We start from the raw sequence: 15,227 nt of genomic DNA, 5'->3' as shown, positions 1-15,227 counted from the left end.
AATAATGATTAAATCCAAACAGTAATAGCCCCTAAATTTTCATTTGAAGCTTCCGACTTTATTTCCTTTTTTAATTCATTATTTACCAAAAACTGAATCGTATAATTTCCCTTTTTATACACTTTAGGCAAAAATGTTTTTTCTGACAGCGGTAATGAATATACTAATTCGTCATGTTCATCAACAATTCTAACTACCGGTAAAACTTCTGATGCTATTGTAAGTTCAGGAAGTACATACTTTGCTTTTTTAAACAGCTGATCTTCCTGTGTCACCGTAATTGGCCATCCCGGATACTGCGCATCTTCCTTAGTAACATCTTTAAATCTTTCATAACACGAACTGGTAATAGTTCGTTTCTTTTTATTCACCGAAACCATACCAAATCCTGTGGATCTGTTATATAAAACAGCTGGTTCTTTATGATGATCAAAAGGATTGGTTACAGCGTGTACTGATATTTTATTCCCAAAGCCATCCTCGAAATCTCCTCTATATGCAGGGTTTTCAACAGAGTGGTTTGCTGAATTTACTGGTGGCCAAAAACGTCGTGGCCAGATATTATTAAGCGCTGGTCCAGTAAATGCGAATCCGCTATCACCATGCTCTTCAACCCCGTATTGCACAAAAGTTCCCAAATGTTGATCTCCGGCAATATGAAACGTAAAGCCTTTACGAATAATCTCTAAAGTTTCATCTCGCTTATTTTGAGGCCATCCGTTCGAATCCATATCTTTGGTAAAATCATCGCCTTCAACATATTCTCCTTTTTCTGGAACGCGTAAACCAGGTACCATATCATCACTCGTTGCACCTTTTGGTAATGTCGCAATAGTTGCAAAATTTGTTTGAGATAATAAGATTTTCATCTGCGTATCGTTAGACCAGTCATCTACCCAATTTTTTAAGAATGTTTCTTGTCTTTCTCCCAGCAATTCAGCATCAATATCTCTGTGCTTTTTAATATCGAATTCTGTATTTCTAATGAATCCATTAAACACATCGGCTTCTTCCGGAAGTACAGTTTTAGGTGCCGATTTAAACTTTCTATCTTCTAAAATAGCAAAACTCACGCCTGCGTAATCCCATTGCGTGTAATACACATTAATACCTTGTTGCACGGGCGTTGCATCGTACGGATCTGGTAAATGACCAGTTTGTGTAAATTGTGCCATATTTACCCAATCGGCATCCATTTTATAGCCTCCGGAATCTTGAGCTTTAGATCCATAACCTAAACTTGTATCGGCATGTGTTCCCCCACATCCCCATAGATTACCGTGAAATACATCATGATCATCTGTAATAATTCCACACGGGTGATGACGGAACACTTCGCGATACGACCATCCGAACATCATCCATTTTCTTAAGAAATCTAAACATCGTTTATCATACTCTCCTTCATACTGTACGCCATAACCACCAGTACCTTCGTAAAACTGATCACCTAAAAACACGCAAACATCATACGACAACTTCTTTAAATTATCCACGATGTCCTGATCTGGAAAACCATAGTGCATATTACAATTTAGCACCGCAATATTTAAATCTTCCTTATCTTTAGGTTCAGCTTTAATGGTTCCTTCATAATAATAACGTTTTACACCATTAGACTGAGGAATCTCTGCACAAATACGGTATGGAATATCACTTGATTCATTCCAGTTTTTTACTTCAAATAGTTTGTTTCTTCCATCGTTAACCAATTCGCCTTTAGAAATGGTTTTCCACTCGCCATCTTTGAAAACCTCAAATCCAACCGAATGTCCTGATAAACTTTCAAATGGCGAACACTGAGCCATTAACTTTAACTTCCCTTTATTCAAGGTATATTGGGCAAAACAAACAGGACCGAATAACTGCGTTTCATTTTCCTGAAGCGCATCACCTTCTATCTTCCAATCTCTAAAAGAACATGTTGATATATCTTCAACTTTCCACCCCAAATCGATATTAGAAAGCAAAGCAAATGTTCCTGCCAATTCTTCATTTTTAACCTTTAACTCGGGACTTTCAAATAATTCCTTGTTATTTTCCGGATTTAAAATACGAACAACTAATGCTTGCTCTTCATTTTTTGAAGGCTTTGTTTTTATATGTAATTTGAAACTTTCTGGAATTTGAGAAAATGGTGTTTTAATTTCCTGCTCACCAACCTGTAGTTTTCCTTTAGTGTTTAACCCTATTTCTAACCCTTTACCGAAAACAGCGGCCGAACGATAATCGTCAAATTTACCCTTCGCACCCAAAAGCATGCCTATGCAGCCTTTTTTATAATTTTGCAGTGCACCCTTGGTTTCAATGGTAACTTCTAAATCTAAAGCAGAATCGCCATGTTGATGCATGACTGTTAATAAATGCAGATTTCGTTCTTTACCTGCTACCACACATTCGACAGCTCCATTGCGTATCTCCCAATCTTGCAAACGGTTTCCCCAATACTCGGGCCCTGCCCATTTCATATCCTGAAATTTATCCCACTGGCTTTTAAATTTGACTTTCTTTTTAGAATCCCATAATTCTTCTATATGTGAAGACAAACCATAACTGGAAAATGCCATTGGCAAAACAGATCCCAAAACAATGGTTTTTAAATATTCTCTACGTTTCATTACTATATATTTCTTTTAAATCATTTTTTAACATTCGGCATATGCACCCCTAACAAATTTCTGTATTCTTTACTAAAAATTACACTAGTTTTTATGCGAATAACGGGGACATATTTATCAATTACAAACTACCAAAACTAACACCAAACTAAATATCAGCTCATTATATATATTTTACAATCTGTAATTATTATGCTGCCTTCGAATATAATAACGTATTAAAAATCAAAAACCCTTAAAAAACCAAAATGTTAAAATTATAAAAGCAGCCTTTAATTTACTGCCTCCTATTAGCTAACAAAGGCGGAGCATCACCATTAAAAGGATTCCATCGACTTATACTTTTAGCTCCCATACCGGAAGCTCTAATAACAGCTCTATCTCCATAACGTTCGCGCATATTATCGAGTGCCTGGTAGAGCCTGATGGTTTTATCGTCGTCTTCAAATAAGTCGATTTGATGTCCACCCTCAACCAAATGACTAAACTTAACACCTATTAATCTAACCAGTAAACGGCGTTGATATAACTTATTATAAAGCTCCATAACCACTGGAATAATATGATGATCGGCAGCACTGTAAGGAATACGTTTTTGCTGGGTATAGGTTTGAAAATCGGAGTATCGAATTTTAAAGGTTATACATGCCGTTAATTTATTTCCGCGACGCAATTGGTAGGCTAAATTTTCGGCCATGGCACTAATAATACTTTTAAGTTTATTAACATCGGTGGTGTCTTTATCGAAGGTACGTTCGGTTGAAATTGATTTTCTTTCGCGATACTGCACCACAGGACTATTATCTATTCCGTTAGCCTTTTTCCAAATAGCAATACCATTTTTTCCAAATACCTTAAACATCATTTCCATAGGCATTTTTTGAATGGTTTCAATCTGCTTAATTCCCAAATCGCACATGGCTTTGTAAGTTACATCTCCTACCATGGGAATTTTTTTTACCGATAACGGCGACAAAAACGTTTTTTCATGCCCCACAGGTATTTGAATTTGATTATTAGGCTTCGCTTCGCCTGTAGCAATTTTAGAAACGGTTTTATTAGCAGATAAACCAAAAGAAATAGGCAATCCGGTTTCTTTTATAATTCTTGACCGGATTTCGGAAGCCAACTGAAGGCATCCAAAAAACTTATCCATTCCGGTTAAATCGATATAAAATTCGTCAATAGACGATTTCTCATAAAGCGGCACACTTTCCTTAATAATTTCGGTAACCGCATTAGAAAACTTAGTATAAATTCCCGAATTCCCTCTTAAAACAATCGCTTCAGGACATAACTGCTTTGCCATGCGCATGGGCATGGCTGAATGTATTCCAAACTTGCGAGCCTCATAACTACAGGACGCCACTACACCACGATCTGACGTTCCCCCAATTAACACAGGTTTACCAACTAATCTGTTATCTAACAAACGTTCACAGGATACAAAAAACGTATCCAAATCCATATGTACTATCGCCCTGTCGTTTCTCATCACCCTAATGGTTTATTTGAATATCTCGGATCTTCAATAATAGGCAAGCGCTCCATTTTAGACACCTCAACAGTTATACAATCGAACTCTTCAATCACCTTACCGGTAATGTTATAAATACCTTTTCCTCGAAACGGGTATTTTAAGGCTACCGGCGGAAAATGAACCGTATCTAAAAAATCGCCTGCGACATCTAAAAACGTTCCGAAATACATCATCTTTCCGTTAGATGTTTTCGTGCGCTTTACAGTAACCAAATACCCTTGAATAGTTATAACACGACCAATATTATTAATCAAATCGAATGCGCACATCGGGTCTGTTAAAGGTTCACGCAACAAATGAAACGGACTACATAATGAAAACCCCAACAATTCAATTTCATCGAAAGCGTCTTCTAAAGGAGTCTGTGGCAATTCAGGAATAACAAAGGCTTTTCTATTGGGTTTAAACAAGGTTATTTCATGGTCGTTCACAACTGTTTTACTCACTTTCATATGCGCTTCCCACAGTAATTCTCTTTTATTTTTTCCCGTAAAACGGAAGGCATTAATCTTAATTAAAATAATAAGCTGCTCTATACCGATGTTCACCCGATCTATAAAATCGTCTAAATCGAAAAAAGCCCCGTATGCCTGGCGTTCTTTGAGTATTTTTATTCCTATTTTATCTTCAAAAGCATGTAAAAATTTAAACCCAATGTATATCGATTTTCCTTTAATAACCGTATCAATACCACTATTGTTAACACAAGGTGCTTCAATAATACCGCCATGCATTCGCGCTTCGTGCACATAATATTCGGTTTGATAAAATCCGCCATAATTATTGATGGTTGCCACCATATATTCCAACGGATAATACGCCTTTAAAAATAAACTCTGATAACTTTCTACGGCGTAAGATGCCGAGTGCCCCTTGGCAAAAGCATAGCCCGCAAAACTTTCAATCTGCCGCCAGATTTCCTTGGTTAGGTCTAATGCTTTATTCGACTTTTTACAGTTTTCAAAAAATGCATCCTTCACTTTTAAAAATTCCTCTCTCGATCTGAATTTCCCAGACATACCCCGACGCAACATATCGGCTTCCCCTAAATTTAAACCCGCAAAAAAATGCGCCACTTTAATCACATCTTCCTGATACACCATAACACCATAGGTTTCGGGCATAATATCGCGTAATACCGGATGTGCATCGCGTCGGCGTTCAGGATACCGATACCGTAAAATATATTCGCGCATCATCCCCGACTTTGCAACTCCCGGCCGGATTACCGAACTCGCAGCTACCAGCCCCAGATAATTATCAACCTGAAGCTTTTTTAACAGCATACGCATGGCCGGCGATTCGACATAAAAACAACCAATGGCCTTGGCATTCTTCAACAGAAATTTAATGTTATCGTCTTCTTTAAACCGTTTAATATCATGAATATCGATAGGCACATCATCCGGATTATTATACTTTACGATTTCGACAGCATCTTTAATTTTTCCTAATCCACGCTGACTTAAAATATCAAATTTATACAGACCAATATCTTCGGCAACAACCATATCAAACTGCGTTGTTACATAGCCTTTAGGCGGCATAAATGTAGCTGTATAATAATGTATTGGCTTTTCAGAAATAAGAATACCTCCCGCATGAATCCCCAGATAATTAGGAAATCCTTGTATGTGCTTACTATAAGTAATAACTAGTCTTGAAAGATCATCTAAAGCATCATAATTGAAACTTCCTAAGGTCAACACATCTATTTCATGTTTTGGCAAACCAAAAACCTTACCCAATTCGCGAATAGACGCCTTGTATTTAAAGGTATTGTAAACCGTAATTAAAGCGGTGTGCTCAAACCGTTCGAAAATGAATCTGGTTATATCGTCTCTATCTTTCCAGGAAAAATCAATATCAAAATCTGGCGGATTGGTTCTGTACAGGTTAATAAAACGCTCGAAGTACAAATCTAATTCTATCGGGTCGACATCGGTAATACGCAATAAATACGCGATAACACTATTGGCACCACTACCACGACCTACATAGAAGTAACCTTTACTACGTGCGTATTTCAAAATCTTCCAGTTGATTAAAAAATAAGAAACAAATCCTTTTTCTTTTATAATCTTAAGCTCTTTTGCAATACGATCTAACAAGACATCATTAACCTCGGCATATCTATACGTCATGCCTTTATAAGCTAGTTTTTTAAGTAATTTGAAATCTAAATCGACGTTTCCTGTATACGCTTTTTTATTATTTGGTTTGCGTTGCGAAAAATCGAAATCTATATTACAGGCATCTAGTAAGCGTTGGGTATTCGTAATTATTTCAGGAAAATCTTGAAATGCTTTTATAATATCGTCTGCAGATTTTACAATGTCGTGTATTGTACCTTGTTGTTCTGCCGGAAGTTTACTTAACAGCGTGTTATTATCTATAGCGCGTAATAATCGATGCGTATTGAAATCCTTTTTATTTGTAAACGATACAGTTTGCAGAATTACAACCTTATCTAATTGATTTATGTATTTCGAAAACCGAAACCGATTAAGATCCTTTATAGACACTCCAATAAATTCATTCTCTCGCAAGGCTTCAATTTCTATTTCATTTTGAAACGGATAAATAACAAAGGTATCGAGCATTGTTTTAGCCCGCTTCGGAAAAGGCAAATCACGATGCAAATGATAAGACAAATAATCGTTTATATTTTCAAACTCATTATTATTCCTCGCCAACACAACAAACTGCTGCTGCGCTTTGTTTCTAAAATCGACACCAATAACTGGTTTTATATTATAATTAGCAGATAGTCGTATAAAATCCAGACAAGCCGATGTGTTATTAATATCGGTTAACGCCATAGTTTTAACCCCGTAATACTGCCCAATTTTTAACAGGTTTTCAGGAGTAATGGTACCATACCGTAAACTGTAATATGAATGACAATTTAAATACAACGTTTTCTGCTTTAACAATTATTTTACAAAATTAACTACAATATGTAGTAAGTATTGCTTAATTTTGTAGCATATGAGTTATTTCGCAGTCAACTTTAAGTACCTAAGAACCTTGAAAGGATTTTCTCAAGAGCAAATGGCAGACGAGCTGAACATTACACGTTCCCGAGTGGGATCGTATGAAGAAGCACGGTCTGAACCACCTTTAGACTTATTGGTTAAAATTTCAGATTACTACAAGCTGCCTATTGATGCTTTAGTAAAAAACAACCTGACGAAAGTTTCAGACACGTCGTTTATAAACATTGGTAATCATCGTATTTTATTTCCAATAACAGTAAGCGAAGACAACGAAGATCTTATTGAAATCGTCCCCAATAAAGCCACCGCAGGTTACCTAAATGGCTATGACGACCCGGAATATATCGAGCAGCTCGAAAAAATTAAACTACCATTTCTTCCATCAGGAAAACACCGCACCTTTCCAATAAAAGGAGATTCGATGCTTCCAGTAAGAGATGGGTCGTATGTTGTAGCGCGTTACGTTGAAAATATTCAGGATATAAAATACGGAAGAACTTATATTATTTTAACCCTGAATGAAGGTATTGTTTACAAACGCATTAAAGCCGCCGAACAAGATGAAATGTTAACACTACATTCAGACAACAGAAACTATCAACCATACGAAATACACAAGAAAGACATTTTAGAATTATGGGAATTTACCTGTTGTATAAACACTCAGGAATACGATGAGAGTGAGCTAAAAATAAGCAGCATTATACAAATGTTTCAGGAGTTGGGCGTGGAACTGGAACAACTAAAAAAGACCAACATAATCTCCTAAATTTTAAACATAAAAAAAGCCTTTACGAAAATCGCAAAGGCTTTAGTACTGAAGGCGGGACTTGAACCCGCACGAACTAATGTTCATTGGATTTTAAGTCCAACGTGTCTACCAATTCCACCACTTCAGCATGGTATATTTTTTTGAAAGTATCAGAGCGAAAGACGGGATTTGAACCCGCGACCCTCACCTTGGCAAGGTGATGCTCTACCCCTGAGCTACTTTCGCAGTCATTTATTATGAACGTACAATATTGCTATTGCGGGTGCAAATTTACTATAATTATTAAAACTACAAAGCTTTTTATTTCTTTTTAAAATAAAAATTTCAAAAAACGAACACAAAACCAAATAAAATATTGAAAATCAACAAAATATACATGGATAACAATTTAACTTTCAAGCACAAAAAAAGCCTTCACGAAAATCGTAAAGGCTTTAGTACTGAAGGCGGGACTTGAACCCGCACGAACTAATGTTCATTGGATTTTAAGTCCAACGTGTCTACCAATTCCACCACTTCAGCATGGTATATTTTTTTGAAAGTATCAGAGCGAAAGACGGGATTTGAACCCGCGACCCTCACCTTGGCAAGGTGATGCTCTACCCCTGAGCTACTTTCGCAGTCATTTTTATGATCATCACTTGTTTTTAACAAGCGTGCAATTCTTGATTGCGGTTGCAAATTTAGTACATTTATTAGAAGTACAAAGCTTTTTTGTCAAAAAAATTAAAAAAGTTTTAAGCCTGCTTCTTTTTTACCAACATACGCTTAATTTCATTTAACTTCATCAAGGCTTCAACTGGCGTAAGTGTATCAATATCAGTTTCTAATATTTCTTCTTTTATATTTTCAAGTAACGGATCGTCTAAATTAAAAAAGCTTAATTGCATCTCATTTTCCATCGATTTCACCTTTTCGGTAAGCTCTTCACTAGAGTGTGACTTCTCTAATTTCTTTAAAACCTGATTCGCGCGACGTAAAACCTGCTGCGGCATACCGGCCATTTTTGCTACATGAATACCAAAACTATGTTCACTTCCGCCTTCAACAAGTTTTCTTAAGAATAGTACATTATCCTTTAATTCCTTAACCGACACATTAAAGTTTTTAATACGCTTAAACGTTTCGGTCATTTCATTTAGCTCATGATAATGCGTCGCAAACAAGGTTTTTGGCTTTGCAGGATGTTCGTGTAAATATTCACTAATGGCCCAGGCAATAGAAATACCATCGTAAGTACTGGTACCACGCCCGATTTCATCTAACAAGACTAAGCTTCGCTCTGAAATATTATTCAAAATAGAAGCCGTTTCATTCATCTCTACCATAAACGTCGATTCTCCCATCGAGATATTATCGCTCGCTCCTACCCTGGTAAAAATCTTATCAACCAAACCAATTCTTGCTGATTGTGCCGGAACAAAACTTCCCATTTGCGCCAACAACACAATAAGTGCAGTTTGACGCAAAATAGCAGACTTACCAGACATGTTCGGTCCGGTAATCATAATTATTTGCTGACCTGTACGATCTAAAAACACATCGTTAGCAATGTACGCTTCACCAATAGGTAATTGTTTTTCAATAACCGGATGGCGTCCGTCTTTAATTTCTAAATCGAAAGATTCTTCAATGGTTGGATACACATAATGGTTATCTTTCGCAAGTTGAGCAAAACCACATAAACAATCTAACTGACCAATTAAAAAGGCATTCTGTTGAACTGGTTTTATATACTGATTCATCCACCCCACCAATTCGGCAAACAACTGCTGTTCGATAGCCAGAATACGGTCTTCAGCACCTAAAATTTTCGCTTCGTATTCCTTTAATTCTTCGGTAATATAACGCTCGGCACTAACTAAAGTTTGCTTTCTAATCCAATCTTCAGGCACCTTATCTTTATGTGTATTGCGAACTTCAATATAATACCCAAATACGTTATTTGATGCAATTTTTAATGAGGTAATTCCCGTGCGTTCGCTTTCACGCTCGAGCATATCATCTAAATAATCTTTTCCAGATTTAGACAAGTTTCGCAACTCGTCTAATTCGGCAGAAAAACCAGCAGCAATAGTGCTTCCTTTTAAAATATTTACCGGCGCATCTTCATTAAGCATTTCCTTAACTTTTTCACGAAGCACATCGCAACTTTGCAAATTATCACCAATAATTTTTAACGATTCATTCGAACTGTTAGTCGCAATAGATTTTATAGGAACAATAGCTTCCAGTGAATTTTTAAGCTGAATAACCTCACGGGGACTTACCTTCGCCGTGGCTATTTTAGAAATTAAACGTTCTAAATCGCCGATATGCTTAATTTGATTTTGTATTTTTTGGTGTACCGAAGTTTCCTTGGTTAAATAATCGACCACCTCATGACGCTGTTTAATTTTACCTGCGCTTTTTAAAGGCAATGCCAACCAACGCTTTAGCATACGCCCACCCATTGGCGAAATGGTTTTATCGATAATATTTAAAAGCGTTACCGCATTATTATTGGTAGAATTATAAAGCTCTAAATTTCGGATGGTGAATTTATCCATCCACACATAATCGTCTTCGGCAATTCTTGAAATAGAGGTAATATGCTGTAATTTATTATGCTGTGTTTCGGCCAGATAATGCAAAATGGAGCCTGACGCAATAATACCTTCATACAATTCTTCAACCCCAAAACCTTTTAGTGTTTTTGTATCGAAATGCTTGGTTAAAGTTTCGTAAGCATAATCGGTTTGGTATACCCAGTCTTCTAAATAAAACGTATGAAAATCGTTTCCGAAGGTCTCGTTAAACAACATGCGCTTTTGCTTCGACACCAATACTTCACTCGGACTAAAATTTTGAAGCAACTTATCAACATACTCAGCATTCCCTTGAGAAGTTAAAAACTCCCCTGTAGAAATATCTAAAAATGAAACACCAATGTGTTTTTTATCGAAATACACCGAACACAAAAAGTTATTCGATTTTGATACCAAAACCTCATCATTTAAAGCCACACCCGGCGTTACCAATTCGGTTACCCCTCGCTTTACAATGGTTTTGGTTTGCTTCGGATCTTCTAACTGATCGCAAATGGCTACCCGTTGCCCGGCTTTTACCAGCTTTGGTAAATAGGTATTTAACGAATGGTGCGGAAACCCTGCCAAAGCCGTTTCAGTCTCACTTCCTGCACCTCGTTTTGTTAATATAATCCCTAAAATTCCGGCTGCTTTTACGGCATCATCTCCAAAGGTTTCATAAAAATCCCCCACACGAAATAACAATAAAGCATCAGGATATTTTGCTTTAATGCTATTGTACTGTTTCATTAACGGAGTTTCTTTTTTTGCGTTCTTAGCCAAGGGTAAGTAGTTTTTTAATGTTATTTTTGCATCAATTGTAGGAGTGCTAAAGTAGCATAATTTTAGTGGTTTTTGAAATGGAAACGCTATAAGTTATCTACAGAATATTGACATTAAAACCACCATGCGTAAATTAAAAAATAGCGAGTTAGACCGATTAAGCGTTGAAGATTTTAAACAGGTGAAAAAAACACCCATTATTATTGTTTTAGACAACATTAGAAGTTTAAATAATATTGGTTCAGTTTTTAGAACCAGTGATGCCTTTTTAATTGAAAAGATTTATTTATGCGGTATCACGGCAACCCCGCCACATAAAGACATTCATAAAACCGCATTGGGAAGCACCGATACCGTAGATTGGGAATACGTTGAAAACACCATGGATTTAGTGGAACGCTTAAAAGCTGAAAACGTTAAAATCTGTTCCATCGAGCAGGCCGAAAACGCCACCATGCTTGACAACTTTACCCCTGAAGCCAACACCAAATACGCTTTAGTTTTTGGTAATGAAGTAAAAGGGGTCGCTCAAAAAGTAGTTTCGGCAAGCGATACAGTGATTGAAATCCCGCAGTACGGCACAAAACACTCTTTAAATATTTCAGTAAGTTGTGGTGTAGTGGTTTGGGATATATTCAGCAAACTAAAAACAATTACAGAATAAACCACTGAACAAAACCAACAGCAATGTAGGTTTTAAATCTATAGTTTTACGTTAATTATCACCAATAAAAACTAAAATGAAAGCTTTTATCACCATACTATCTTTAGCTTTATTTGTCAGTTGTAAAACTGAAATCAAGGTCGGACCAGATTACAGCAAACTGGAAAGTATCCCAACCAAAGAACAGGTAGGCCGTACCGTATTACCAGACACCATTGCTCCGGTAACCGCACCGTTTGCTATGCCCGAATTTGTAAAGCCAAGTTTCCCGGATAGAAGTATCAACATTAAAGATAAAATTGAAGTCACTGCTAGTTTAATAACAAATATTATTCAACAAGCTATCGACACCATAAGTACACAAGGAGGAGGAACAGTTATCATTCCTGAAGGAGAATGGCTTACTGGACGTATTGCTTTAAAAAGCAATGTGAATCTTCATTTTGAAGACGGCGCCGTACTTCGTTTTAGCACTGAGGTTAAAGATTATCAGCCAGCCGTATTTACAAGAGTAGAAAGCTTAGAAGTGATGTCGCTTGCTGCTTGTATTTACGCAAATAACCAAGAAAACATTGCTATTACCGGAAACGGAAAGCTTATCGGGCCATTTGACGGAGAAATCAAAGCGCGCTCTTACATGAAGCCTATTGAAACTTTAGTAGATTTAAATAAACCAGCTGAAGAACGTATTCATGATGGCTCTAAAGAAGACTGGATTTTCCCTCCCAAATTCATTTCACCAATCAACTGTAAAAAAGTATATATTGAAGGCGTTTCATTAGAAAATACGGCCTTCTGGAATATCGTACCAACTTATTGCGATAATGTGATTATTCGAGGTGTTTATGTGAATTCTTATGGCATTCCGCGTGGTGATGGTATCGATATCGAATCGTCTAAAAATGTACTTATCGAATACTCGACATTAAATACCGGAGACGATTGTTTTACCATGAAATCCGGCCGTGGTGAAGACGGCATGAAAGTTAATAAACCAACCGAAAACGTAGTGGTACGTTACTGCCTGGCACAAAAAGGACACGGTGGTATTACTTGCGGAAGCGAGACTGCCGGCGTGATAAGAAATTTATATGTTCACGATTGTGTTTTTGAAGGCACCGTAGTTGGTATTCGCTTTAAAACGCGCAGACCAAGAGGCGGTGGTGGCGAGCACCTGTATTACGACCGCATTCGTATGAATTTAGAAGCTACAGCCATAAAATGGGATATGCTAGGAACACCTGCTTATGTTGGAGAATTGGCTGAGCGTTTACCTGCCAGACCTGTAAATAAACTAACACCGTTTTACAAAGACGTTTCTATGACCAACCTGATTATAGAAAACAGCACGCATTTTTTAAAAGTTTATGGTATTCCTGAATCACCATTGACCAATTTAACTATTGATAATGTTGACGCCAACAGTTACGGACTTATCATCATTAACGACGGAAAAAATGTAAATATTTCCAATGCCAAAATTGAAACTCCAGATCATGTAATTGATATTCTTGGCGGTGAAAATATTTCGTTAGAAAACGTTGAAATTAAAACTGAAACCTCGGCTTTAGAGTTTCCAAATGAAAAAGCGACTTTAAATAACGTGAAGTTTTTAAAATAATAATTTTCTTACTTATAAGTTTTGATTTTTCTCAATGAAATGGTATGTTTGATTTTCAATCAAAAAATCATCATCAATCATGAAACTATTAAAATCAATCGTACTTATTTTAGTTCTCGTTCTATTTTCAAATTGTGAAACTGAAAAGAAACTCAAAGAAACCACGATAACCACATCGGAATTAACTGGTATCTGGACATTATCAAACGACTCAGAAACAGATTATAACATTCAAAACGTAAAATTTAATGATGATTTTACTGCTGAAATAACATTTAACGAAGACTCTAAATCTAAAAAGATTTTAGGAAATTGGAATTGGACGTTACCTGACAAAATAGGTGGGGATGTATCGAAATCTACTTTATTTATCCTTTTTAGAAAAAATAAAAATGAATTTCAAAGTTTATTATTACGTGTAATGACATCAGAAAACAATAAAGTTCTAACCTCGCCCAAAATGACGCTTTCAAAAAGTTAATTAGAAAAAATCTCCTGTAATACCCACAAATAATCTTCGCGATTATTCACAAAATATTTATTGGAAACATCAATAATTTTTACGTTAAAATCGGTTTGAGTTTTTAAAAATTCCAGATAACCCGCGTTTATTTTTTCAAGATACTCATCAGCAATATTCTGTTCGTAATCACGGCCACGCTTTTTAATGTTTTGCTGTAAGCGTTCGGTATTTTGATAGAGATATACATACAAATCTGGCTTACGCAATTCTTTATACATCAAGTAAAATAGTTTGCGATACAGGTTAAATTCATCTTCCTGCAACGTAACTTTTGAGAAAATAAGCGACTTAAACACATCGTAATCGCTAACAATAAAGTCTTTGAACAACTCGAGTTGCGATAAATCATCACTAATTTGTTGGTAGCGGTCGGCTAAAAACGACATCTCTAACGGAAACGCATAGCGGCTAGCATCCTTATAAAACTGTGGTAAAAACGGATTATCAGCGAAGCGTTCTAAAATGAGCTTAGCATTAAAATCATTCGAAATTTTAGTGGCTAAACTCGTTTTTCCGGCGCCAATGTTTCCTTCAATAGCAATATAATTAAAGGTTGAAAAATCGAAATCCGCGCTCGGGTTATGCAACACCTCAGCAATAGGCTCTAAAACCGAAGTATCGTCACATTCATCCAACAAAGCTCCAATGCTCTTTTTTAAAACCGGATGTTCAACCTTTGCTGCAATATCGTTCAACGGCAACAACACAAATTTTCGCTTTTGCATTTCAGGATGCGGCACAATCAACGTTTCGGTAGAAATAATTTCATCTTCAGCCAGAATAATATCTAAATCTATAGTCCGCGCTTCATAAGCATTTGGATTGGTTCTTACACGCCCCAATTCAATTTCAATAGCCAATAAAACATCTAAAACTTGTTGCGGTTCTAAATCGCTTTGCAACGCTAAACAACAATTATAAAAATCGTCACTTTCAAAACCAAAAGCCGGTGACTCATACACTTTAGAAATCTGAGTAATCACACCAATACGCTGATAAATTAAATTTACCGCCTGCTGTAAGTTTTTAAGTTTATCGCCTTTATTACTTCCTAAAGCGATATGAAATGTTGTGGGTTGCATCATAAGTAACGGCAAAATAACTAAAACAAATTTTATTACTTTATATTTACTAATCGTA

General features: G+C 36.4%; 9 protein-coding genes and 4 tRNA genes. 4 read left to right on the top strand and 9 right to left on the bottom strand.

Annotation, left to right across the window (positions count from 1 at the left end):
* Positions 1–8: 8 nt before the first annotated feature.
* The 3 genes from NO995_RS13940 to NO995_RS13930 form a co-directional block, all read right to left on the bottom strand.
* Positions 9–2,618: an alkaline phosphatase D family protein gene (locus tag NO995_RS13940; RefSeq protein ID WP_258228038.1), complete on the bottom strand. Its 2,610-nt coding sequence runs from the start codon at positions 2,616–2,618 to the stop codon at positions 9–11.
* Positions 2,619–2,895: 277 nt separating this feature from the next.
* On the bottom strand, positions 2,896–4,113 hold the full coding sequence (gene dinB, locus NO995_RS13935) for a DNA polymerase IV (protein ID WP_258228037.1): 1,218 nt from the start codon (positions 4,111–4,113) through the stop codon (positions 2,896–2,898).
* The gene (locus NO995_RS13930) at positions 4,113–7,094 is read right to left on the bottom strand and encodes a DNA polymerase III subunit alpha (RefSeq protein WP_258228036.1); all 2,982 of its coding nucleotides are present in this window, start codon (positions 7,092–7,094) and stop codon (positions 4,113–4,115) included. Before NO995_RS13930 ends, dinB begins: the two co-directional genes overlap by 1 nt.
* A 55-nt stretch (positions 7,095–7,149) precedes the next feature.
* Between NO995_RS13930 and NO995_RS13925 the strand changes: the two genes are divergently transcribed.
* Positions 7,150–7,926, top strand: coding sequence for a LexA family transcriptional regulator (locus tag NO995_RS13925; RefSeq protein ID WP_240573748.1), 777 nt, complete (start codon positions 7,150–7,152; stop codon positions 7,924–7,926).
* 46 nt (positions 7,927–7,972) lie between these two features.
* Here NO995_RS13925 and NO995_RS13920 read toward each other — a convergent pair.
* The 5 genes from NO995_RS13920 to mutS form a co-directional block, all read right to left on the bottom strand.
* Positions 7,973–8,056 (bottom strand) — tRNA-Leu (locus tag NO995_RS13920).
* Between the two features lie 26 nt (positions 8,057–8,082).
* Positions 8,083–8,154 (bottom strand) — tRNA-Gly (locus NO995_RS13915).
* A gap of 213 nt (positions 8,155–8,367) precedes the next feature.
* Positions 8,368–8,451: transfer RNA gene (locus tag NO995_RS13910), tRNA-Leu, on the bottom strand.
* Between the two features lie 26 nt (positions 8,452–8,477).
* A tRNA-Gly gene (locus NO995_RS13905) sits at positions 8,478–8,549 on the bottom strand.
* Positions 8,550–8,666: 117 nt separating this feature from the next.
* On the bottom strand, positions 8,667–11,279 hold the full coding sequence (mutS, locus tag NO995_RS13900) for a DNA mismatch repair protein MutS (RefSeq protein WP_258228035.1): 2,613 nt from the start codon (positions 11,277–11,279) through the stop codon (positions 8,667–8,669).
* Positions 11,280–11,403: 124 nt separating this feature from the next.
* Between mutS and NO995_RS13895 the strand changes: the two genes are divergently transcribed.
* From NO995_RS13895 to NO995_RS13885, 3 genes are all read left to right on the top strand, one after another.
* Positions 11,404–11,943, top strand: a complete 540-nt coding sequence (locus tag NO995_RS13895; protein WP_258228034.1) for an RNA methyltransferase — start codon at positions 11,404–11,406, stop codon at positions 11,941–11,943.
* Positions 11,944–12,019: 76 nt separating this feature from the next.
* Positions 12,020–13,564 carry a glycoside hydrolase family 28 protein gene (locus tag NO995_RS13890; RefSeq protein ID WP_258228033.1) on the top strand — a complete coding sequence of 515 codons (1,545 nt, stop codon included), beginning with the start codon at positions 12,020–12,022 and terminating at the stop codon, positions 13,562–13,564.
* 79 nt (positions 13,565–13,643) lie between these two features.
* Positions 13,644–14,045: a hypothetical protein gene (locus tag NO995_RS13885; protein ID WP_258228032.1), complete on the top strand. Its 402-nt coding sequence runs from the start codon at positions 13,644–13,646 to the stop codon at positions 14,043–14,045.
* Here the strand turns inward: NO995_RS13885 and folK are convergent.
* Positions 14,042–15,172, bottom strand: coding sequence for a 2-amino-4-hydroxy-6-hydroxymethyldihydropteridine diphosphokinase (gene folK, locus NO995_RS13880; RefSeq protein ID WP_258228031.1), 1,131 nt, complete (start codon positions 15,170–15,172; stop codon positions 14,042–14,044). The two genes, NO995_RS13885 and folK, sit on opposite strands and share 4 nt — an antisense overlap.
* Positions 15,173–15,227 lie beyond the last annotated feature (55 nt).

The organism is Aestuariibaculum sp. M13 (assembly GCF_024723255.1).
Taxonomy (GTDB): Bacteria; Bacteroidota; Bacteroidia; order Flavobacteriales; family Flavobacteriaceae; genus Aestuariibaculum; species Aestuariibaculum lutulentum.
Note: the sequence above shows the minus strand (reverse complement) of the source record. Positions and strands in the feature narration are given on the sequence as shown.

What these genes read in the sequence shown, in the direction of transcription:
- NO995_RS13940 (WP_258228038.1), bottom strand. Translation starts at nt 2,618, where the DNA reads ATGAAACGTAGAGAATATTTAAAAACCATTGTTTTGGGATCTGTTTTG.
- NO995_RS13895 (WP_258228034.1), top strand. Translation starts at nt 11,404, where the DNA reads ATGCGTAAATTAAAAAATAGCGAGTTAGACCGATTAAGCGTTGAAGAT.
- NO995_RS13890 (WP_258228033.1), top strand. Translation starts at nt 12,020, where the DNA reads ATGAAAGCTTTTATCACCATACTATCTTTAGCTTTATTTGTCAGTTGT.
- folK (WP_258228031.1), bottom strand. Translation starts at nt 15,172, where the DNA reads ATGATGCAACCCACAACATTTCATATCGCTTTAGGAAGTAATAAAGGC.
- NO995_RS13885 (WP_258228032.1), top strand. Translation starts at nt 13,644, where the DNA reads ATGAAACTATTAAAATCAATCGTACTTATTTTAGTTCTCGTTCTATTT.
- NO995_RS13925 (WP_240573748.1), top strand. Translation starts at nt 7,150, where the DNA reads ATGAGTTATTTCGCAGTCAACTTTAAGTACCTAAGAACCTTGAAAGGA.
- dinB (WP_258228037.1), bottom strand. Translation starts at nt 4,113, where the DNA reads ATGAGAAACGACAGGGCGATAGTACATATGGATTTGGATACGTTTTTT.